Below are 20,948 nucleotides of genomic sequence, written 5' to 3' on the forward strand. Positions count from 1 at the left end.
CAAAACCAAGAGGCCAGGAAAACAAATAAAGACCGGACGGGGGGATGGTGAGTTCTCCCTCCCCACGTCCGGCATCCGACTGGCCCTTAAAAGGGGTCTCTCCTAATCGATGGTGTAGGGCAGCAGGGCCATGGTCCGCGCCCGCTTCACGGCGACCGTCAGCATGCGCTGGTGCGCGGCGCAGTTGCCCGAGATGCGCCGGGGCAGGATCTTACCGCGTTCGGTGATGTATTTCTTCAAACGCCCTGCGTCTTTATAGTCGATGACGGCGATTTTATCCACGCAGAAGCTGCAAATGCGCTTCCTGCGCCGTCCGCGTTCACGTCGCACTGTCTCGCTTCCTCCTTTGGTTTAGAACGGAATGTCGTCCCCGGACAGGTCGATCTCCGTGCCGTACGGGCCGTCCTCCGGGCCCTGGCCGCCCGGAGCCTGCTGTTCGCGCGGGCGGTCAAGGAACTTGACGTTGTCCGCGACCACCTCGGCGGCCTTGCGGCGAACGCCCTGGTTATCCTCGTAGGACCGGATCTGCAGGCGACCGTCGACGGCCACCAGGCGCCCCTTGCCCAGGTTCTTGGCGCAGACCTCGGCGAGTTTCTGCCAGGTCACGATGTCAATGAAGTCAGCCTGACGCTGCCCCTGGCGATCGGCGAAATTACGGTCCACCGCCAGGGTGAAGTGGGCCACCGGAACCCCGTTCGGTGTATAGCGGAGTTCGGGATCGCGGGTCAGCCGGCCGATCAAAATCACTTTGTTGAGCATCTTCTCACCGCCTATTGATCCTCGCGGGTGATGATGTGGCGCAGGACTCCGTCGGTGATCTTTAACACGCGACTGAGTTCGTCGGCCGTCTCCGTCCGGGCCTTGAACTTCATCACCACGTAGAAACCGTCGCGGGCGCGATTGATCTCGTAGGCCAGACGGCGCCTGCCCCAACGGTCGAGTTTGATGACCTCCCCTCCCTCGTTGGTCACCAGGTCACGGAACCGGTTCACGAGGGCTTCGAGGTTCTCCTCTTCCAGGTCGGGGTGCAGGATGTACATGAGTTCGTATTGCCGCACGATTTCACCTCCTCCCTATGGACTGGCGGCCCTGCCTCGCGGGGCAGAGCAGGGGGAACGGCAAGGGACATAAACCCATACATTAGCATAGCCTATGGGGCAACGGGGCGTCAAGCAAAAGGTTCCAGGCCTATTATGTCCGCGATAGTAAGGAAAAGCCCCCGCGCATGGACGGGGGCACGAGGAGGTCATCGGGATATGGGGGTATCCCGCTTGGAGAACAGAAGAAGGACTCGGGGAGAGGCGCGGGCGCCTCGCGCGCGACGCCCGCCCGGCGCACGTATCAGAACGTTCTCACGCGTGCCGTTCATACATCTCTCGGGGGATATAGGTGTTTCGCGGCGTCGCCACCGCACGCTCATCCGGCGCCGTTTTCAGGACCTGAATGACCAGCCACAGCCCGATGGCGACCAGCAACCCTCCGGCGGCAAGGGCCGTCCGGGTGGCCGGGCTGAACCACCCTTGAACCGCCGTCGCAAACCCACCGATATAATCCAGGGCCGGCGCGGTCGGACCCACGGTAAACTCCAAAACCATACCTCCTGTAAAGGCCGCCACGGCCGCACCCAGCACCGCCAGGACAGCCCCCCGCCGCCGACCGGGCTGCAGGCGGCGGACAAGCGAACCTGCCAGTGCTATCAGACCCCCGGCCAAGCCGACAAGGTCCATCGGGCTCCTTTGGCGGAGGGGCGGCCGGGTCCGCGCCGCCGTTGCCCTGGACACGGGCCGGGGGAGGCGTTGCTGCTTATCCTCCCGCCAACGGGTCGCCGTGCGGGCGCAGGCCCAGGATGGAACCGGGGCCGCGCGCGGCCGCCTTTCTTCCTCGCCGGGCTGCAGGGTCCGCTTCCGCACCAGGCGGTGGACCCGGACTTTCTTCTCGACCTTGCCCTCTTGCATCGATGCGTCACGACCTTTCCATCCGGTGTATGTTTAAAGTAGCGCTGCGTGGGCGGGGACCAACCGGTTACGGTGCCGGGCCGGGTTCTCTCATCAGCTGTCGGCGGTCATCACAATGCCTGGCAGACCTTGTGCACAGGCGGCCGGCATAGGCCGGCAATAATTGCGTGTCGGGCCAAAGGCCCTTGGAATGAGTCCTTCGATTGAGATGCGGGGCACCACCGTACGGTCCGTAGACATTCCCTTCCTCACCCCTGTCAGGCCGGGATCAGCCGCGGGCGCGGGCACGGTTGGACACCGACCTTTGGGCTCCCACGCGATCCCGCAGGGACGGCCCGGCTTCCACCCGCCTGGGAGTCCGCAGGCGCCTGGCGATGCGCATCATAACCGTTAACAACAGGCCGCCGGCCATTACGGCCACGAGATTGTCCAGGTTAAGCCAACCCGGCAGGCCGGCGTCCGCCTCGGCCAGATACCCCTCTGCGGCAAGTTTCACCGGTTGCCACACCCGGTATTGAGACTCGGTGACGACTCCCGCCGCGAAACAGATGCTCAATATCAGCAGGAGGACCACCAGTTTCCGCAAGCGCATCCGATCTCACACCCTTCTGGAGACCTCTCAAAACCCGCCCGGCTCACCGGCGGCACCCCATCCCAAGGGGCCACCTCACCCGCGCCGTCTGTGGGCGCCTCGCCGGGTTTCTTTTCTCTGGCGCAGGCCTCCAGGCATTACATCCGATCCTTGCAGGGCATCAGTCCATGGCCTTCTCCAGCTTACTCTTCTCTCTCCTCACGGACCGCGGGCTCTACCCTTTCAAGCCCCATTCCGGCCCGCCGCGGGCCGATATGTAATTGTCCTTGAGCCAAGGCCACGCAGCGCTACTACCTTTCCCACCGGTTTACTCCGTATCCGGAATCCATCCCCGGCCGGCCATCACCCCCCATCCGCCGATTGCCTGGCCAGGCAATTTATGGAACTAATCATAGCATACGGCTGCAAGGTCGATATAAGCCGAAAGAATGCGATTAGCTGAACAGGGCATTCAAACACGCGCTCGGGCTCTCGCGCATGCATCTTCCATAAAATGTTAACGCCGGGGAAATCGCCCCCGGCTCATTGCGCTCCGTTATTGCTGTCCCGTCTTTTGTGGCTCAGTCCTCGCTTCCGGCCCCCGGCGAACGCACCACCCCCCGCACCATCCGCTCGAACTTTGCGCGCGGCAGGAGGACCACCCGCCCGCAGCGCAGGCAGCGGAGGCGGAAGTCCACCCCGGTGCGCATGATCTCCCATTCCTCGCCCCCGCAGGGGTGCGGCTTCTTGGTGCGCACCACGTCGCCCACGCTGTAACGCATTCCGGGTGTGGCCAAACGTTGCTCCTCCTCTCCCGTCTTACCGTCCGGCCGTCAGCCGAAGGTACAGCCGGAAGGCGAGGGGCAGGGGAATCCCCCTCCACTTCCAGTGCTCCGCGTCGACGACTCTAGACTCGTCGCAGACCGTTTCCGGCCCTCCTGCGGATTGTTCACGGGCGCTTCTTTCCTCGGGGCGCCTTGGCGGCGCCCCGATCCGGTCAGTGGAAACGCCCGCTCACGTCCTCGTCGGGCTGAAACGGATACCGCTCCTTCGTCAAGAGTCATTACCGACGCTCCGCAAGCCGTTCCGGGGGAATCCCCTGCCCCTCCCCCAGGCGGTGCACAGCCCATCATAGTACATCGTATCATCAACCCGAGGGCGAGGATGGGCCGGGCTTTTCCACCTAGGCCCAGGAAGCCTCAAGGAACACCTTGTACCCCCGGTAACTGGCGTAAAGGTCCGCCTTGCTCATCACCTCAAACGGGGAATGCATCCCCAACAGCGGCGGTCCGCAGTCCAGGACGTCCATGCCGTACATGGCCAGCAGGTAGGCGATCGTCCCGCCGCCGCCCTGGTCCACCTTGCCCAGCTCCCCGGTCTGCCAGCAGACGTTATGGGCCTTGAAGAGCGCCCTGATCGCCGAAACGAACTCGGCGTTGGCCTCGCTCCCACCGGCCTTGCCGCGCGAGCCGGTGTACCGGGTGAGGCAGACGCCGCCCCCGATCCGCGCCGCGTTGCGCTTGTCCATAACCTCCGGATAGGTCGGGTCGAGCCCGGCGTTGACATCGGCCGAAAGGGCACGGGAGCCGGCCAGCATCCGGCGCAGGGTCAGCCCGTTGTACGGCGTGCCGGAGCGGGCCATGATCTCGGCCAGCGTGTTTTCGAGGAAGCGTGAGTGCATCCCGGTGTTGCCCATCGAGCCGATCTCCTCTTTGTCCGCCAGCAGCACCACCGCCGTACGCGCCGGGCGCTCGGCCTCCAAAACCGCCCGCAGGGCGGCGAAGGCGCAGGAACGGTCGTCCTGGCCGTACCCACCGACCAGCCCGCGGTCGAACCCGACGTCCGCCGCCGGCCAGGCGGGAACAGCCTGCAGTTCGGCGCTCACGAAGTCCTCCTCGCCGATGCCGTAGGCCTGCTGCAGGTGGGCCAGCACGGCCTGCTTCACGGCGCGCTCGGGCTTGCCGCCCTCATCCCGCGCCGGGATGCTCCCGGCCAGGATATTCAGGTTCTCTCCCGGGAAGGCTTCCTCCAGCTTCTTTTCCCTCTGGTCCCCCGCCAGGTGGGGGAGCAAGTCGGTCACGGTAAAGACCGGTTCGCCGGGCCGGTCCCCGACGCCCAGGTGTAGGACCCCCCCGTCGGCCCGCACTACGGTCCCGACCAGGATCAGGGGGATACCGAACCAGTGGTACTTTCTAATGCCGCCATAGTAATGGGTCTTGAACAGGGCAAGTTCCTCGTCCTGGTAGAGGGGTTCCGGCTTGAGATCCAGGCGCGGCGAGTCGACGTGGGCCCCGACGATGTTCAGCCCCTGCTCCAGGGACGCGTTCCCGATCACGGCCAGGATCATAGCCTTGCCCCGGTTGACGGCGTAAATCCGGTCACCCGGGGAGAGGGTCTCCCGTTCGCCAAGGGGCGTAAACCCCCGCGCCCGCGCTTCCCGCTCGGCGACCCGCACAGCGAGCCTTTCGGTTCGCCCCTCGTTCAGGAAGGCCTTGTAATCCTCCGCCAGGGCGAAGACCGTCTCCCTATCGGCGTCGCTGAGTTTGGACCAGCAACTGCGCAATTCTTCGGTCAACGGTTACACCTCCGTCATTTCCGTAGGATCAGCTGTATTCTTTAACATGCGGCCGCCGCTTTATCCCCGGGCCGAAGAGATCAAGGCCCAGAGGTAATTCAGGGCGGCCTCGTAGGACGGCCCCAGGAAGGACCGCTGCAGGACATCATTCAGGGCGCGGCCCTCGTAGGAGACCTCGGGGGCGGCCAAGAACCGGACCAAAGCGTAGACCAGGGCGCCCAGCAGGAAGCCCCGGAGAAGGCCGAAACAAAAACCGCCCGCCCGGTCCAGCGGCCCGAGCAGCGGGAGGTTCGGGATGGCCCCGGCGAACGCCCCCAGGAGGCCGGCCCCCGCAATGAAGACAATGAGAAACGCCAGGGCGTCCAGCGCCGAGACGGCCAGGGAAGACGCCACTCCCTGGAACAGGCCCTGCGCGCCGCCCACAAACAACCGCTCCAGGGCATCAAAGGCCCCGGGGGACGGCGGGGCGGCCACCGGAGTTCCCGCAGCCCCACCCAGGCAGCCGGTGAAGTAACGGGTCAGGACCGGGCCCAGCCCCAGCCCGGAGTCAAGGTAGTCGCCGAGGAGACGGTAGTAGCGCAGGGCGAGCCAGAAGCCGAAGGCGACCGCCGCCAGCCCGGCCACGCTCCGCAGCAGGCCCCTGGTGAAACCGTTCAGGGCGCTCAGAAGGAGAACGGTGAGCAGAACCCAGTCCAGCCAGTTCACGGCCCTCTTACCCCCTCCTTATCGCCGGTGACCGGGAAGCCCGGTCGAGAACTTCTTCGGCGGGCGGCGCCAAAACCCTGCCAGCGGATTGACAGCAATCGCCAATATCAGCGTCAGGCCCAGGTACCCGAACAGGGGATAGAGCAGGCCGACCAGGTCGGCGAAGGGGAAGAAGGCCGCCGGCGCCAGCCCGAAGGTTACGATGAAGGCCAGGCGGCGGTAACCGCCGCTCCCCCGCCTGGCGAGGCGGCTGGCCAGGCCGTGCGCGTTGGCGATGGCGGTCGTGAAGACGGCCACCCAGACGACGGCGGAAACCAGGCTCTGCAGGACAGGGCTGACCATCCCGGCCAGGTACAGCATCGGCACCTGGTAGGACGCGGCCGCCGGCAGGTTCTGGACGATCGCCCACGTGACCAGGGCGGCGGTGCCCCCAAGGGCGAGGCCAGCGCCTGCCGCGCCGGCCACGGCCTCACCGGGACGAAGGTATCGGCCGAGGGACGAGAGGACGGCCAGGGGCACCACCAGGTTATAGCTCACGTACAGGACGGCCGACCAGGCCCACTCCGGGCCGCCATCAGCCCCGGGCGGATGCCCGCCCGGGGCGGGGGGAGCCGTTCCGCCGGCCAGGAAGGCGACAAGCAGAATCAGCAGAATCTTCAGCGGCACCAGGACGGCGTTCACGGCCACCACCCCGGAGAGGCCCCAATACAGGACGGCGGTGGTGAGGGCGGCCAGCAGCAGGATACCGGCAGCCGGCGGCAGGGCGAACTGCTGGTGGAGCACGGCGCCGCTCCCGGCGAGCATCACGACCAGCCCGCCGCCAAGCATGAAGGTGCTGAGCGTGTCCATCAGGCGCCCCAGGCGGGGTCCGAGGAAGTAGGCCAGGACATCCCTGTAGCTTGTCGCCCGCAGGCGCACGGCCGAGAGCTGGATCACCGCGCCGAGGTAAGCGAAGGCGACCGCGCTCCACAGGGCGCCGGCAATGCCGCGCGTCCCGTAAACCCCGAAAAACTGCAGGATCTCCTGGCCGGAGGCGAACCCGGCCCCGATGACCGCGCCGATAAAGAGCGCCGCCGCTTTCGCGGCCCCGCCGCCGGCCATGTCATCCCCCCGCTCACGGTCTTCACAACACTCTTATGCCCCGGCGGCTGACATTTTGACCGCCCGGACGCGTGGAATAAACCGCCCGGGTGACGGCAATAAATATATTAGTTGTGCTCAACGGGGGGTTTGAAGATGCCTGAGGTCTCGGCCCCGCAAGCGCTGGAGACGGTAACCCCGACAACACGGATTCACGTGGACGATCCTTTCGCCGCCGTGAAGCTGGCCAACGATCTGGGGGCCTGTCTGCAGAACGTGGACGGAGCCGGCGCCAGGCCGAAAGTCCTGCTGTGCATCGGCACCGACCGCTCCACGGGGGATTCCCTCGGCCCGCTGGTGGGCAGCCGCATGGAGCGGTTGGACCAGGACCTGTTCATCGTGCGCGGGACCCTGGCCGACCCGGTGCACGCCACGAACCTGGCCGATACCCTGACCGCCATCGAACGCGAGTACGGCAATCCGCTGATCATCGCGGTGGACGCCTGCCTCGGCTACCTTGAAAACGTGGGTTGCGTGACCGTCGGCGAAGGCTCTCTCAAACCGGGCGCGGGCGTCAAGAAGAGCCTGCCCCCCGTCGGGGACCTGCACATCACCGGCGTGGTTAACGTCGGCGGGTTCATGGAGTACCTGGTCCTGCAGAACACCCGCCTGAACCTGGTGATGCGCCTGGCCGACCTGATCGTGGACGGCCTGGCCCTTATGGCCGGCAAGCACCGCCGTTTCAGCTGTCAAGCGCATCCGTTCTAACCGCCCCTTTGAACCGTGTCACCGGTCCTGCCGCCAAAGGGCGACAGCCCACCACCGGAACCCCGGGGTGGGCCCTTCAACAGGGACGATATCTAGAGCCCTTTTACTGCCGTCGCCCTCTCCACCTGTTGGAAGATCTCCTCCGGGGTCTTGCCCTCGGCGTTGATTACCGGCACGCCGGTCTTCCGGCGCTGGTCGCCGGTGAAATCGTCCGTCGCCCCCGAGATGACCAGGGCGGCGGCCTCACCTGCCTTTTCAGGCGGCAGGACGGTATACCCCCGGTCGCGGAAGTAGGCGTCGATGTCGCCCAGACCCCCGGCAAGGGCCACTTTGCGCTGCAAAAGAATCACCTCCCACGCTTCTAGTATGGCGGGGGAGGTGACCTCGTATCCCCAGGGGCGGACGCCGGTACGGTCGTCAGGTGTCGGTCCTCAGCCGTCAGACTCGATGGGATTCACACGGCGAATCCCCACTATCTATACCGACGCCTTACACCGGACGACCGATGACCGCATTTACCCGGCCCATCCTCGCCAATGGGATGTGGGATGTGGGAACAGCGGATGGGAATTCGCTTTGCGAATTCCCTCTCACCTCTCACCTCTCACCTCTCACTTCTCACCTTTCACTTCGGGCACCGATTCCCGCATCAGGTCGATGACAGTCTGGTCGTCCGTCTGGTCGAACTCGCGGTAGAACTGGCCCACCGCGTAGAAGGGCTCGGGAGCCAGCAGGCAGACCAGCTCGTCCACCTCGTCCCGCAGGCGGGCGACGGTCTCCGGCGGGGCCACGGGCACGGCCAGGATGATGCGGCGCGGGTTGGCGCGGCGCAGGGAGCGCAGGGCGGCCAGGGTCGTGTACCCGGTGGCCACCCCGTCATCGACCAGGATGACCGTCCGGCCCTCCCAGGGCACGGGCGGGCGGCCGCCGCGGTAGAGCGCGGAGCGCCTTTCGATCTCCCGGACCTGTTCCCGCACCTTCGGCGCCAGGCTGTCGGGGGTCAGCCCGAGCAGGACCAGGAGGTGCTCGTCGTAGATCGCCGTGCCGTCCTGCGTCACGGCCCCCACGGCCATCTCGGGGTTATGCGGGGCCCCGATCTTCCGCGGGATAATGATGTCAAGGGGCAGCCCCAGTCCGCGGGCCACCTCCGCCCCCACGACGACACCTCCGCGGGGTACGGCCAGGACCAGGCCCCGGGGGTATTCCCGCCCCTTGAGGGCGGCGAGCAGCCGCCGCCCGGCATCGACACGGTCGCGGAACATCGTAGTCAACCCCTTACTTATCCTTTCGCCCGCCTTGTACTGCGGTAATGGCGTCCTTCTCCTCGTCGGTCAGGTGATAGGCGGATTCGCCGTCCTTGACCGGTTTGGCATAGGTCCGCGCCTCGTAACGGCCGAAGAGCCCGGAAAGGACGACCCCGTCGCCCTTGGCGTCGAGCAGGGCGCAGGCGTAACTGAGGTCACTGCCCACGTCGTCAAAGGCGTTGAAGCGGACCACGCCCGGGGTGCGCACGCAGGTCCGCAGCTCACGCTCCAGCTCCCGCTGGCGTCGCCTGATCTCGGCCACTCTCTCGTCCACGGTCTCCACCACCCGCGCACAGGCGGCGAGGGCGTCGCCCAAACCCTGGGGCCCGGCTTTTTCGACCAGGGCGCGGTAGCGCCTGAACTGCCGGGCCAGCCGCCGGTACATCGCCAGCTGTACAAGCGAAAGGAGGATAAAAAAGCCGGTCAGCCCGGCCAGTACCTCCATGGCATGGGTCCTGAGCAAGACATCCAGGGTCATCGATACCCCTCCCGGAAACCCCGAGTTGACAACTTTTGCCGTCGGGCAATACACTGCAATCAGCATGCCAGACCCTGCCACGGATGGTCAAGCCCATGTTTAATATGCAGGAGAGAGTCCACAAAATAATTAAGCATCTTTCGGGAGCCGTGGTGGCCTTTTCCGGGGGGACCGACTCCGCGGTCCTGCTCCGGCTGGCGGCCTCCGCCCTGGACGGCCGGCTGCTCGCCGTGACCGCGGTCGGGCCGATCTACGTCCCCGGCGACACCGAGCGGGCGCGGTCGCTGGCCGCAGCCTGGGGCATACTGCACTATGAAATCGACCTCGGCCCGTTAAGCGACCCGGCCTTCCGGGCGAACGGCCCGGACCGGTGCTACCTGTGCAAGCGCGCCCTTTTCGCCGCCCTGCGGCGGATCGCCGGCGAAAGCGGCCTGCCGCACGTTCTGGACGGCACCAACGCCGAGGACGCACGGGCCTTCCGCCCGGGACTGGCGGCGGCGGCCGAGTTCGGGGTTCAGAGCCCCCTGCGGGAGGCCGGCCTGACCAAGGACGGCGTACGCCGGCTGGCGCGGGACCTCGGTGTCCCCGACCCGGACCGGCCGGCCGAGAGCTGTCTCTGCACGCGGATCCCGTACGGCCGGGAGCTGACCGCCGAGTGCCTCGCCCAGGTGCGGGATGGAGAGGGGTTACTCCGCAACCTGGGCTTTTCTACCGTCCGCCTGCGTCACCACGGGGACCTGGCGCGGATCGAAGTCTTTCCGGGGGAGATCGGGCGGCTGCTGGACGAGGCCCTCCGCGTGCGGGTCCGGGAGGGGCTGGCGGCCCTGGGTTTCCGTTTCGTCACGGTGGACCTGGGCGGTTACCGGAGCGGCTGCTTCGATTGATCTCACATCCCACATCGCACATCTCACATCCCCATGTCTGTACCGACCCTCAGCACCTGACGACTGACGGCCGCATTTGGCCGACCGGATAGAGGTGAAAAACTATGAACCACCGGCAGCTGCGCGAAATCCTGGAGCAGGTCGCGGCCGGGGCCCTCCCGGTGGAGGAGGCCGGCCGGCGTCTGGAGGACCTGCCCTACGAGGATCTCGGCTTCGCCCGCCTCGACCACCACCGCGAACTGCGGCAGGGGTTCCCGGAGGTCGTCTTCTGCGGCGGGAAGACGCCGGCACAGGTCGCCCTGATCTTCGAGCGCCTGGCCCGGCGGTCCGACGTGGTCCTCGCCACCCGGGCGACGCCCGAGGCCTTCGCCGCGGTACGGCGCGTGGTCCCCGCGGCGCGTTACGAGCCCGCCGCGCGGTGCATCGTCCGCGGCGGAAGCAGCCCCCGTCCCGCGTCCCGGCCCGCGCTGCTGGTCAGCGCGGGGACCGCCGACCTGCCGGTCGCGGAGGAGGCACGGGTCTGCCTGGAGGCTCTGGGCCACCCCGTGACGACCCTTTACGACGTCGGAGTGAGCGGCCTGCACCGCCTGCTGGGGCACCTGGAGTTGATCCGCACGAGCCCGGTGATCATCGTCGTGGCCGGGCTGGAGGGCGCCCTGCCCAGCGTGGTGGCCGGCCTCACCGCGCGGCCGGTGATCGCCGTGCCGACCAGCGTCGGCTACGGGGCCAGCCTGGGCGGGCTGGCCGCGCTGCTGGCCATGCTGAACGGCTGCGCTCCCGGGGTAGCTGTGGTAAATATTGACAATGGATACGGGGCCGCGGCGATGGCCAGCGCCATCCTGCGCACCGCCGAAGACGCCGACAAGGAGGACGGGAACTAGGGTGAGGGTACTTTATTGGGACTGCTTCGCCGGGATCGCCGGGGACATGGCCCTGGGCTCCCTGATCGACGCCGGGGCCGACCCGGCGTCGATCAGGGATGCGCTGGAGGCGTCCGGTCTTTCCGGATTCGACCTCGAGGTCGCCCGGGTTCAGGCCCGTGGGCTGGCCGCCGCCCGCGTCACGGTCCGGGTTACCTCATCCCAGCCTCCCCGCCGGCTGGGCGACATCCGGGACCTGATCATCCAGGGGTGTTTTCCCCCGGCCGCCCGCGAACGCGCCCTGCGGGTTTTCACGCGCCTCGCCGAGGCCGAGGCCCGGGTGCACGGGACCAGGCCGGAGGAGGTCCATTTCCACGAGGTCGGGGCGGTGGACGCCCTCGTCGAGGTCATCGGCGCCTGCCTGGCCCTGGATGCCCTCCGGATCGACCGGGTGATCATCTCCCCCTTGCCCCTGAGCACGGGGTACACCACGTGCGCGCACGGCGTCCTCCTGCCCGTGCCGCCCCCCGCCACGCTGGAGCTTCTCCGGGGCTTCCCGACCCGCGGTACGGCGGTGGAGGGGGAGCTGGTCACCCCCACCGGCGCCGCCCTGGCGACGGCCCTGGCGGCGGAAGCCGGCCCTCCCCCGGGAATGCGTATCGAGGCGGTCGGTTACGGTGCCGGGAGCCGGGAGTTCACCTTCCCCAACGTATTGCGGGCGATCATCGGCGAGCGGCGCGAGGAGACAAGGAGCGGCTGGACCGCGGAGGCTTTCCAGGAATCCCTCGTCATCCTGGAAACCAATATCGACGACCTGAACCCGGAGTTCTACCCCCACCTGACCGCGCGCCTTCTTGACGCCGGGGCGCGGGAGGCCTATCTGACCCCGGTGATCATGAAGAAGGGACGGCCGGGCGTGGTGCTCACCGTCCTGGCACGGGAGGAGGACTGGCGGAGGCTGGCCGGCATGATGATGGAGGAGGCCGGAACCCTGGGTGTCCGGATGCGCTGGGACTCCCGGCTGGTCGCCCCGCGGCAGATATTCGAGGTGCGCACGGTTTACGGCCCGGTGCGGGTGAAGGTCGCCCATGTCGGGGGCCGGGTCATCCAAATCAAGCCGGAGTTCGAGGACTGCCGCGCCCGCGCCGCGGAGGCCGGCGTGCCGGTTCGCGAGGTCCACGCCGCGGCGTCCCTGGCCGCACGCCTCGAACTGCCGCCCTGTTTCCGGCCGCCCGCTTCGGTATCCTCCGGACCGGAGACCGGTTCATAGGCACCGGCGCGGCATACGCGGGGCAAAAAACAAACTCCCGCTGTTATGGCGGGAGCCTCCTTGCCGTGAAATTCCAGCGAGTCCGCCCAATGTTTCACGTGAAACATTACGGCTTCCCTTCGGGTTTCCAGCCCAGCGCCGCCAGGACGCGTTGTAGTTCCTCCCGGTTCCGGTAGGGGATCTCCACCCGGCCCCGCTCCTCGTCCCCCCTGATCTTCACGGGCGACCCGAAAACCAGGGTCACTTGCTGCGCCACCTCTCCCAGCACCCGGTTCGGCCGGCGGAGTCGTTTCGCCGCCTTGCGCCCGGCATCCTGTTCCCGCGCGATCTCGGCCTCCAGGGCCCGCACTGAGAGGTCCATCTCCACCGTCTTCCGCGCCAGGGCAACCTGCCTCGCCGCGTCCTTGACCCCGGCCAGCGCGCGGGCGTGGCCCGCCGAGAGCTTGCCCCCGGCGAGCATGGCCTGCACATCCGCCGGAAGGGAGAGGAGGCGCAGCGTGTTGGCGATCGCCGCCCGGCTCTTACCGACCCTGCGGGCGAGGTCCTCCTGCGTCAATCTGAACTCCTCGATCAGGCGGCGGAAGGCCAGGGCCTCCTCCAGGGGGCTCAAATCTTCGCGCTGGATGTTTTCAATAAGCAGGGCGGCCGTCGCCTCCAGGTCGCCCATCTCCCGCACGATGGCGGGGATGGTTTCCCGGCCCAGGGAACGGTAGGCCCGCCAGCGCCGCTCCCCGGAGACCAGCTCGTAGCCGTCGTCCGCCCGGCGCACCACCACCGGCTGGACCAGCCCGTGCTCGGCGATCGAAGCCGCCAGCTCGGCGATCTTCTCTTCCGTGAAGACTTTCCGCGCCTGCCTGGGGTTGGGGCGCACCTTCTCGAGCGGGACCTCGATCAATTCCTCGATGCCCTTGGGTTTGGAGGGGATAAGCGCCTCCAGGCCCCTGCCCAGGGCCGATCTCTTAACCATTGGCCATCACTTCCTCCGCCAGTTCCCTGTAAACCTCGGCGCCCCGGCACTTCGGGTCGTACACCACGACCGGCATCCCGTGGCTCGGCGCCTCCCCCAGGCGCACGTTCCGCGGCACTATGCTCGCGTACACCTTCTTGCGGAAATACCGTTTGACTTCCTCCACCACCTGGATGGAAAGGTTGGTCCGCCCGTCAAACATGGTAAGCAGGGCGCCTTCGATCTCCAGGCGCGGGTTCAGGCTGCGCTGCACCAGCTGGATCGCGTTCATCAGGTGCCCCAGGCCCTCCAGGGCGTAGTACTCGCACTGAATGGGAATCAGCACCGAGTCGGCGGCCGCCAGGGCGTTGAGCGTTAAAAGGCCGAGCGAGGGCGGGCAGTCGATTAAGACGTAGTCGTACGCCCCCCGGTGCGGCTGAAGGGCCTTCTTCAGGATCAGCTCGCGCTCGGGCAGGCCCACCATCTCGATCTCGGCCCCGGCCAGGCGCAGCGTGGCAGGGATGACGTCCAGCCCCTCGACCGAGGGACAGTGCCGGAACACCGAAGCCAGCGTGCAGGCGCCGATCAGCACGTCGTAAATGCTCCGCTCGACCTCGTCGTGCTTGATCCCCAGCCCGCTGGTGGCGTTGCCCTGCGGGTCGATGTCGACCACGAGGACCTTTTTCCCCCGCAGGGCCAGGGCGGCGCCCAGGTTGACCACTGTGGTCGTCTTCGCCACGCCGCCCTTCTGATTGGTGATTGCAATGACCTTGCCCAACCCAGACAGCCTCCCCCGGTACCAGGACTCACACTATACTCCAGCCCTATTTCCACACCCTGCCACGAATTCCTGCCCCGCTACAGCGGCCGCCGGACCGGCAGGCCGGCGCGCCGCGGATATTCCGCCGGTGTCCGGCGCACTTTTTTTACGAACACGAGCCTCCTCTCCTCCCCGGCGGGGAGGAGAGGGAACCGTTCCACCGCCGTCACCTCGCCGCCGAGAATAGAAAACGCTCTCCGGGCCTCCTGCAGTTCCGGCTCGACCCCCGGTCCCTTGTAGGCGACAAAAAAGCCCCCCGTCCGCACGAAAGGGAGGCAATACTCGCAGAGCACGCGCATGGCCGCCACGCCCCGCGCCACGGCCCAGTCAAAGTTTTCCCGCCGCCCCGGGCGGCGTGCGTCATCCTCGGCCCGCCCCCAGACCGCCTCCGCTCCGTGAAGTTCGAGGGCCGCAATCACCTGCCGCAAAAACTCCGCCTTCTTGCGGCTGGATTCGAGCAAGACGACGTTCAACGCCGGCCTCGCGGCCTTGAGCACGAGCCCCGGGAACCCGGCCCCGGACCCGACGTCGATCAGGCTCTCCCCCGGAGCGGGCTCCTTGTAGCGCAGGAACGCCAGCGCGTCCAGGAAATGCAGAGCGGCCGCTTCGGCCTCGCCCGTGACGGCGGTCAGGTTGAACCGCCTGTTGGCCTCCACGAGCGCCGCATAATGCCTTTCGAAGCGCTCCAGGGCCGCCTCGTCCACTTCAAGCCCCCAGGCCTCAATTCCGCCGGCCAGCGTCCTCCGGAACAGCGCATACGTCATTGCCCTCAACCTCCTGCAGGCGCCGCCTCTTCTCCAGGTAGACGAGCACGACCGCGATGTCGGCGGGGGAGACCCCCGGCACCCGGCTCGCCTGGCCGACCGTCTCCGGGCGCACCGCGGCCAGGCGCTGGCGTCCCTCCCGGGACAGCCCCGCAACCTCGTCATAGTCCAGGTCGGGGGGGAGGCGCTTACCCTCCATTTTCTCCATCCTGGCCACCTGCGAGGCCTGCCGGCGGATATAACCCTCGTACTTGATCTCGTTCTCGACCTCCCGGACCACGTCCTCCGGCAGGTCAGCCGGCCCGTCCCCCAGGGCCGCCAGGTCGGCGTGGCGCATCTCGGGCCGCCGCAGGAGGTCGGCCAGCCGGCAGGCCTGCGTGAGCGGTGCCGACCCCCGTTCCCGCAGGATCGCCTGGACGGTTTCGTTGACCGGAACGGTAACCCGGCTCAGCCGCTCGCACTCTTCGGTGATTAACCTCTTCCTTGTTGCAAAGCGCCGACGCCGCTCGTCCGTGACCAGGCCTATCTTACTTCCAATATCTGTCAGCCTAAGGTCGGCGTTATCGTGCCGGAGGAGCAGCCTGTGCTCGGCGCGCGAGGTAAACATCCGGTAGGGCTCCGGTGTGCCCCGGGTGATCAGGTCGTCGATGAGCACCCCGATGTAAGCCTGTCCCCGGCCCAGTGTAAGCGGCTCCTTTTCCTTCACGGACAGGGCGGCGTTGATCCCGGCCACTAGGCCCTGGGCGGCGGCCTCCTCGTAGCCCGAGGTGCCGTTTATCTGGCCCGCCAGGTAAAGCCCGGGGACGGCCTTGGTCTCCAGAGTGGCCCGCAGCTGCGTGGGCACGACGTAGTCGTACTCGATGGCGTACCCGGGGCGGACCATCTCCACCCGCTCCAGGCCCGGCAGGCTCCGCAGCATGGCCAGCTGGACGTCCTCCGGCAGGCTCGTGGACATTCCCTGGACGTACATCTCGTTCGTGTTGCGGCCCTCCGGCTCGACAAAGACCGGGTGCCGCTCGCGATCCGCGAAGCGCACCACCTTATCTTCGATCGACGGGCAGTACCGCGGGCCCACGCCCTTGATCAGCCCGCCGTAGAGGGGTGAGCGGTGGATGTTCTCCCGGATGATCTCGTGCGTCCGCGGTGCCGTATAAGTGAGCCAGCAGGGGACCTGCTCCCGTTCCCGCACCGGCGATACGTAGGAGAAGTTCCACACCCGCTCGTCGCCCGGCTGTTCGGTCATCGCCGAGAAGTCGATGCTCCGCCGGTCGACGCGCGGCGGCGTACCGGTCTTAAAGCGCCCCATGGCGAGCCCCACATCCGCCAGGCTTTGCGCCAGGCCCAATGCCGGCGCCTGCCCGGCCGGCGCCCCGGGGTAGGAGACGTCCCCGACAAAGATCCGCGACCGCAGGTAGGTGCCGGTCGTCACGACGACCGCCCGGCCGCGGAACACGGCGCCGTTGCGCGTGACCACCCCGGCCACGGCCCCCTTCTCCACCAGGAGCCGCTCAACGACCCCCTCCTTGAGGTCCAGCAGCGGTTCGGCCTCCAGCACCGTGCGCATGAGGGCGCCGTAGGCCCGCTTGTCGGTCTGGACCCGCAGGGCCTGCACCGCCGGCCCCTTGCCGGTATTCAACATCCGCGCCTGGATGGCGGCGCGGTCGGTGTTCAGGCCGATCTCGCCGCCGAGGGCGTCGATCTCCCGGACGAGGTGTCCCTTGGCCGGTCCGCCCACGGCCGGGTTGCAAGGCATCAGGGCCACGTAGTCGATATTCAGGGTGAGGAGCAGCGTCCGGCAGCCGAGGCGTGCCGCGGCCAGGGCCGCCTCGCACCCGGCATGCCCGGCGCCGATGACGACCACTTCGTAGTCGCCGGCAAGGTACTCCATCACTCTCGTCCCACCTTTAGATACGCCTACATAAAAAAATAAACCGCGCCGGGCGCCGCAGCAACCCGCCGTCAGCCGAGCCCGCCTTAGGAGAGGTGGGAAGTGAGAAGTGGGAAATGAGAGGATAGGGATTCGCGTCTGACGACTGTATGGCCCTCACTTCCCGACGCAGAACCGCTCGAAGATGCGGTCCAGCACCTCCTCGCCCAGGCCGGCCCCGGTGATCTCCCCGAGCGCTTCGACCGCCGCCCGCAGGTCATCGGCCGCCAGCTCCAGCGGCCCGCCGCCGTCCATCACGACGGCCGCGCTCTCCAGGTATTCCGCCGCGCGGGCGAGTGCCGCGCGGTGCCGGGCGTTGCTCACGAGCGGGCGCTCCCCGGCCCTGACCCGCCCGCCCAGGACCAGCTCCTCGATCTTCGCCGCCAGTTCCCCGATGCCCCGCCCTTCGGTGACCGACATCCGCACCACCGGTACCGGCCCGAGGACCGCTTCCACCTCTTCGGGTGTAATCCCATCCGGTACCAGGTCGGTCTTATTAATAACGGCGATACAGCGCCGGCCCCGCACCAACTCCATGATCGCCCGGTCCTCGTCCCCTATGCCGGTAGAGGCGTCGAGCATCACCACCGTCAGTTCGGCGCGGGAGGCCTGCGCACGGGCCCTTTCCACCCCGATCCTCTCCACCTCATCGGTGGTATGCCGCAGGCCGGCCGTATCCACCAGCCGCAGGGGGATGCCCCGCAGGTTGACGGCCTCTTCAATCGTGTCCCGCGTCGTCCCCGGCACCGCGGTGACGATCGCCCGCTGTTCCCCCAGCAGGGCGTTGAGGAGAGAGGACTTGCCGACGTTCGGCTTCCCGAGGATGACCGTGCGCAGCCCGTCCCGGTAGATCCGGCCGATCTCCCCCTCGGCGGCCAGGCGCCGGCAGGTCCCGGCGATCTCCCGCACCGCCGCCGGCAACTCCTCCAACCCTGCCGGGGGCAGGTCGTCCTCCGGAAAATCAATGCTGGCCTCCACCGAAGCCAGCACCTCCAGCGCCTTTTCCCTTAACTCATTGACCTGCCGCGACAGGCCGCCCGCCAGCTGCTCCAGGGCGATCTCCAGCCCGTCCTCGGTCTGCGCGCGGATGACGTCGATCACCGCTTCGGCCTGCGCCAGGTCGAGGCGCCCGTTGAGAAAAGCCCGTTTCGTAAACTCGCCGGGCTCGGCGAGTCTGGCTCCTTGCAGGAGGACCAGCTGCAGGATCCGCCGCAGGGGCACCGGGCCCCCATGGGCGTGGATTTCGACCACGTCCTCCCGGGTGTAGCTCCTGGGCGCACGCATGACCGCCACCAGCACCTCGTCGACCCGCCTCCCGTTCCCGGGATCGACGATTTTCCCGTAAACCATACGATACCCCGGCCCGGCGCGCCAGTCACGCCGGTGCCGGGGAACGAAAATCCGGTCGACAATTTCCAGGGCCTCCGGGCCGCTCAGCCTTACGATGCCGATGGCCGCCTCGGCCAGCCCGGTGGCCACCGCCGCGACGGTATCCTGCGTCACCTCTCGGCCACCTACCTCCGCGGGGCGATAATGATCTTACGGAAGGGTTCCTCCCCCTCGCTGAAGGTGTAGATGTCGTCCCGCCCCCGCAATGTGGTGTGAATAATCCGCCGTTCCTGCGGGCTCATCGGTTCCAGGACCACGCTGCGGCCGCGCCTCTTAGCCTTGTCCGCCAGCCGCATGGCCAGCTTCTGCAGGGTCTCTTCCCGCTTCTTGCGGTACCCCTCTACGTCAAGGAAGACCTTCTTGCGTTGCTCGCCCCGCTCCTTGTTCAGGGTCAGGCTGACGATGTACTGCAGCGCGTTGAGGGTCTCCCCCCGGCGTCCGATGAGTATCCCGAGGCTCTTTCCCTCGAGATTGATGAAAAGGTGTTCCTCTTCCTCCTGCACCGTTACCTCGGGCTCGACACCCATCGCCCGGGTGATTTTCTCCACCAGGCCCCGCGCCTGGTCGGCGATCCCTTCCTTAACGGTGAGACGCACCCGCGCCGGGCGGCTTCCCAAGAGGCCGAACAAGCCCTTCGTCGGCTCTTCGAGAACCTCGGTCTCGACCTGTTCGCGGCTCACACCCAGTTCCCGCAGGCCCGCCTCAACGGCTTCCTCTACGCTTTTTCCGCTGCTTTCCAGGCTCCGCGGCAACCTCCGCCACCTCCTCCTTCGTCGGCGCCGGCGCGGCGGCCGGCACAAGCTGCTTGTTAATAAAGTACTGCTGGATGCTGCCCATCACGTTGAAAGTCACCCAATAGAGAGCCAGCCCCGCCGGGAGCTTGATGCTGATCCAGGCGATGAACAGGGGCATCACGATCAGCATCACCTTCTGCGTGCTTTCGGCGCCCGTCTGCCCGCCGCCCGCGGTCTTGGGCATGGTCAATTTCGACTGGATGTAGGTCGTGATCCCCGCCAGGACCGGGAGGATATAAAGCGGGTCGGTATGGCTGAGGCTGGGAATCCAAAACAGGCCGGCGTGCGCCGGGACCGCGTACTTGAACGTGTACAGGGCGCGATAAAGGGCGATCAGGATGGGAAGCTGGATAAGCATCGGCAGACAGCCGGCCATGGGGTTGACCTTCTTCTCCCGGTAAAGCTCCATGATCTTTTGCTGCTGCTCCTGCTTGTCCTTATACTTCTCCTGGATCTTCCTGATCTCCGGCTGCAGCTGCTGCAGGCCGATCATGGAGCGCATCTGCGCCCTCGTCAGGGGATAGAGGATGATCTTGATCAACACCGTCAGCAGTACGATGGCCACGGCGTAACTGGGCAGCCCCACGGCGGCGCTCAACTGGTAAAGCCAGTTGATCAACGTCGCCATCCCATCAACTAGAGCATTGAATATATCCATACGTCAACCCCCCACGCAATACTCCCTTTTTTACGCCGGGTCGTAACCCCCCGGAGACCACGGGTGGCAGCGCAGTACCCTCCTCGCCGCCCGGTAAAGCCCGCGCACCGGCCCGTACTTCCGGATCGCGGCCACGGCGTACTCCGAGCACGACGGGTAAAACCGGCAACACGCCGGGAACAAAGGCGAGATGACAAGCTGGTAGAAGCGTATAGGGACGATAAGAACACAGGTGAGGACGGCCGCTAGGGCAGATCCCCCGCCAGGCTCAGAAGCTCTGTCGCCAGTTCCCGGTACGTCAAGTCTCTGGCCCGGGGCCGGGCGATAACGACATAATCCATTCCCGGGCGGAAGGATTCCGGGTGAAGGCGGCAGATCTCCTTTAACACCCTCCGCAGGCGGTTCCGCACCACGGCCTTGCCGACCTTCTTGCTTACCGTAAACCCGAAACGGGTTGTCCCCACCTCGCCCGCCAGGCCGTAAACCACCAGGGCCGGGCCCACCCGTGAGGCGCCCCTGGCAAAAATCCTGCGGAAGTCCTTGTTGTCCTTGATGGTTATTATTCCCATACAGGGCCAGCGCCATCCAGTATATTTTCCCCTTCCGTAACGGGTACGCCGTTAGAAAAAAGGCCACTTAACTATAAGCGGCCTTAGGCTGACAGACGTTTTCTTCCTTTCGCGCGCCTACGCTTGATCACGTTGCGCCCCGAGTGGGTCGCCATTCGCTGCAAAAACCCGTGCATTCTTTGCCTTTTCCTTTTCTTCGGCTGGTAGGTCCGTTTCAACGATGTCACCTCCCGCGCGGGCAGGCATTAACTGGAAGAACAAACACCACATCCAATTATATAGTATGGCTTCACGGACCGTCAAGAATGAACCGGCAGGCTTTCCCGGGCTCCCGATTTGCCTGTTGATAACTTATGAATAATCTGGTACCATTTCCTTGAAACGCGTAAAAACGCTTTTCCACAGCTTGTGTATAATGCTGTGCATATTTTTGTTGACCAATGAAAATTTTTTTGCGGAGGGGTCCTATGCTCCCCACCGAAATCCAGGAGTCATGGTTCCAGGTTTTGCAGGCCCTGGAGCATAAACTGAACCGCCAGTCCTATGAGCATTGGCTCAAACCTCTGAGACCAATTGCCTATTATAACAACACGATCCTTATGGAGGTCCCGAACCACTTCTCGCGCGACTG

Annotated in this window: 26 protein-coding genes; 4 read left to right on the forward strand and 22 right to left on the reverse strand. The window is 66.4% G+C overall.

From position 1 onward, the window contains the following. Nucleotides 1-102: 102 nt before the first annotated feature. The 9 genes from rpsR to QMC81_09700 all read right to left on the reverse strand — a co-directional run bounded on the left by rpsR (nucleotide 103) and on the right by QMC81_09700 (nucleotide 6,907). Nucleotides 103-330: a 30S ribosomal protein S18 gene (rpsR, locus tag QMC81_09660; GenBank protein MDI6907729.1), complete on the reverse strand. Its 228-nt coding sequence runs from the start codon at nucleotides 328-330 to the stop codon at nucleotides 103-105. A 21-nt stretch (nucleotides 331-351) separates the two neighbouring features. Next, on the reverse strand, nucleotides 352-759 hold the full coding sequence (gene ssb, locus QMC81_09665) for a single-stranded DNA-binding protein (GenBank protein MDI6907730.1): 408 nt from the start codon (nucleotides 757-759) through the stop codon (nucleotides 352-354). Between the two features lie 11 nt (nucleotides 760-770). Further along, complete coding sequence (rpsF, locus tag QMC81_09670; protein ID MDI6907731.1) at nucleotides 771-1,058, reverse strand: 30S ribosomal protein S6; 288 nt, start codon at nucleotides 1,056-1,058, stop codon at nucleotides 771-773. A 294-nt stretch (nucleotides 1,059-1,352) separates the two neighbouring features. Then, nucleotides 1,353-1,955 carry a hypothetical protein gene (locus QMC81_09675; GenBank protein ID MDI6907732.1) on the reverse strand — a complete coding sequence of 201 codons (603 nt, stop codon included), beginning with the start codon at nucleotides 1,953-1,955 and terminating at the stop codon, nucleotides 1,353-1,355. Between the two features lie 268 nt (nucleotides 1,956-2,223). Next, nucleotides 2,224-2,547, reverse strand: a complete 324-nt coding sequence (locus QMC81_09680; protein MDI6907733.1) for a hypothetical protein — start codon at nucleotides 2,545-2,547, stop codon at nucleotides 2,224-2,226. Nucleotides 2,548-3,107: 560 nt separating this feature from the next. Continuing rightward, a complete protein-coding gene (locus QMC81_09685; GenBank protein MDI6907734.1) occupies nucleotides 3,108-3,308 on the reverse strand; it encodes a DUF951 domain-containing protein in 201 nt (66 codons plus the stop codon). Nucleotides 3,309-3,709: 401 nt separating this feature from the next. Beyond that, nucleotides 3,710-5,101, reverse strand: a complete 1,392-nt coding sequence (locus tag QMC81_09690; GenBank protein MDI6907735.1) for an aminopeptidase — start codon at nucleotides 5,099-5,101, stop codon at nucleotides 3,710-3,712. Between the two features lie 60 nt (nucleotides 5,102-5,161). After that, complete coding sequence (locus QMC81_09695) at nucleotides 5,162-5,806, reverse strand: CvpA family protein (protein ID MDI6907736.1); 645 nt, start codon at nucleotides 5,804-5,806, stop codon at nucleotides 5,162-5,164. Between the two features lie 18 nt (nucleotides 5,807-5,824). Further along, nucleotides 5,825-6,907: a hypothetical protein gene (locus QMC81_09700; protein ID MDI6907737.1), complete on the reverse strand. Its 1,083-nt coding sequence runs from the start codon at nucleotides 6,905-6,907 to the stop codon at nucleotides 5,825-5,827. Between the two features lie 135 nt (nucleotides 6,908-7,042). Here QMC81_09700 and yyaC point away from each other — a divergent pair, with 135 nt between their 5' ends. Beyond that, nucleotides 7,043-7,654, forward strand: a complete 612-nt coding sequence (gene yyaC / locus QMC81_09705) for a spore protease YyaC (GenBank protein ID MDI6907738.1) — start codon at nucleotides 7,043-7,045, stop codon at nucleotides 7,652-7,654. 92 nt (nucleotides 7,655-7,746) lie between these two features. Here the strand turns inward: yyaC and QMC81_09710 are convergent, their stop codons facing one another. From QMC81_09710 to QMC81_09720, 3 genes are all read right to left on the reverse strand, one after another. After that, the gene (locus QMC81_09710) at nucleotides 7,747-7,995 is read right to left on the reverse strand and encodes a YkuS family protein (protein MDI6907739.1); all 249 of its coding nucleotides are present in this window, start codon (nucleotides 7,993-7,995) and stop codon (nucleotides 7,747-7,749) included. A gap of 270 nt (nucleotides 7,996-8,265) precedes the next feature. Continuing rightward, a complete protein-coding gene (locus QMC81_09715; GenBank protein MDI6907740.1) occupies nucleotides 8,266-8,916 on the reverse strand; it encodes a phosphoribosyltransferase in 651 nt (216 codons plus the stop codon). A 13-nt stretch (nucleotides 8,917-8,929) separates the two neighbouring features. Next, nucleotides 8,930-9,436, reverse strand: a complete 507-nt coding sequence (locus QMC81_09720) for a DUF4446 family protein (protein MDI6907741.1) — start codon at nucleotides 9,434-9,436, stop codon at nucleotides 8,930-8,932. A 95-nt stretch (nucleotides 9,437-9,531) separates the two neighbouring features. Between QMC81_09720 and larE the strand changes: the two genes are divergently transcribed. The 3 genes from larE to larC all read left to right on the forward strand — a co-directional run bounded on the left by larE (nucleotide 9,532) and on the right by larC (nucleotide 12,450). Further along, on the forward strand, nucleotides 9,532-10,320 hold the full coding sequence (larE, locus tag QMC81_09725; GenBank protein ID MDI6907742.1) for an ATP-dependent sacrificial sulfur transferase LarE: 789 nt from the start codon (nucleotides 9,532-9,534) through the stop codon (nucleotides 10,318-10,320). 104 nt (nucleotides 10,321-10,424) lie between these two features. Next, nucleotides 10,425-11,201, forward strand: coding sequence for a nickel pincer cofactor biosynthesis protein LarB (larB, locus tag QMC81_09730; GenBank protein ID MDI6907743.1), 777 nt, complete (start codon nucleotides 10,425-10,427; stop codon nucleotides 11,199-11,201). 1 nt (nucleotide 11,202) lies between these two features. Beyond that, on the forward strand, nucleotides 11,203-12,450 hold the full coding sequence (gene larC, locus QMC81_09735) for a nickel pincer cofactor biosynthesis protein LarC (protein MDI6907744.1): 1,248 nt from the start codon (nucleotides 11,203-11,205) through the stop codon (nucleotides 12,448-12,450). 106 nt (nucleotides 12,451-12,556) lie between these two features. Here larC and QMC81_09740 read toward each other — a convergent pair whose 3' ends face one another. From QMC81_09740 to rpmH, 10 genes are all read right to left on the reverse strand, one after another. Next, nucleotides 12,557-13,417, reverse strand: coding sequence for a ParB/RepB/Spo0J family partition protein (locus tag QMC81_09740; protein MDI6907745.1), 861 nt, complete (start codon nucleotides 13,415-13,417; stop codon nucleotides 12,557-12,559). After that, nucleotides 13,410-14,174 carry a ParA family protein gene (locus QMC81_09745; protein ID MDI6907746.1) on the reverse strand — a complete coding sequence of 255 codons (765 nt, stop codon included), beginning with the start codon at nucleotides 14,172-14,174 and terminating at the stop codon, nucleotides 13,410-13,412. Before QMC81_09745 ends, QMC81_09740 begins: the two co-directional genes overlap by 8 nt. A gap of 80 nt (nucleotides 14,175-14,254) precedes the next feature. Continuing rightward, on the reverse strand, nucleotides 14,255-14,980 hold the full coding sequence (rsmG, locus tag QMC81_09750; protein ID MDI6907747.1) for a 16S rRNA (guanine(527)-N(7))-methyltransferase RsmG: 726 nt from the start codon (nucleotides 14,978-14,980) through the stop codon (nucleotides 14,255-14,257). Further along, entirely contained in the window at nucleotides 14,937-16,868 is a 1,932-nt protein-coding gene (mnmG, locus tag QMC81_09755; protein ID MDI6907748.1) for a tRNA uridine-5-carboxymethylaminomethyl(34) synthesis enzyme MnmG, read from the reverse strand. The genes rsmG and mnmG overlap by 44 nt, the downstream gene beginning before the upstream one ends. Nucleotides 16,869-17,024: 156 nt before the next feature. Beyond that, entirely contained in the window at nucleotides 17,025-18,410 is a 1,386-nt protein-coding gene (gene mnmE / locus QMC81_09760; protein ID MDI6907749.1) for a tRNA uridine-5-carboxymethylaminomethyl(34) synthesis GTPase MnmE, read from the reverse strand. A gap of 11 nt (nucleotides 18,411-18,421) precedes the next feature. After that, nucleotides 18,422-19,048, reverse strand: coding sequence for an RNA-binding cell elongation regulator Jag/EloR (gene jag, locus QMC81_09765; GenBank protein MDI6907750.1), 627 nt, complete (start codon nucleotides 19,046-19,048; stop codon nucleotides 18,422-18,424). Then, nucleotides 18,999-19,748, reverse strand: coding sequence for a YidC/Oxa1 family membrane protein insertase (locus tag QMC81_09770; protein ID MDI6907751.1), 750 nt, complete (start codon nucleotides 19,746-19,748; stop codon nucleotides 18,999-19,001). Before QMC81_09770 ends, jag begins: the two co-directional genes overlap by 50 nt. Before the next feature lie 30 nt (nucleotides 19,749-19,778). Then, nucleotides 19,779-19,970, reverse strand: coding sequence for a membrane protein insertion efficiency factor YidD (yidD, locus tag QMC81_09775; protein ID MDI6907752.1), 192 nt, complete (start codon nucleotides 19,968-19,970; stop codon nucleotides 19,779-19,781). A gap of 23 nt (nucleotides 19,971-19,993) precedes the next feature. Then, complete coding sequence (gene rnpA / locus QMC81_09780) at nucleotides 19,994-20,317, reverse strand: ribonuclease P protein component (GenBank protein MDI6907753.1); 324 nt, start codon at nucleotides 20,315-20,317, stop codon at nucleotides 19,994-19,996. 83 nt (nucleotides 20,318-20,400) lie between these two features. Next, nucleotides 20,401-20,535, reverse strand: a complete 135-nt coding sequence (gene rpmH, locus QMC81_09785; protein MDI6907754.1) for a 50S ribosomal protein L34 — start codon at nucleotides 20,533-20,535, stop codon at nucleotides 20,401-20,403. Between the last annotated feature and the right edge of the window lie 413 nt (nucleotides 20,536-20,948).

The sequence above is a fragment of the Thermoanaerobacterales bacterium genome (assembly GCA_030019475.1).
Classification (GTDB): Bacteria; Bacillota; Desulfotomaculia; order Desulfotomaculales; family JASEER01; genus JASEER01.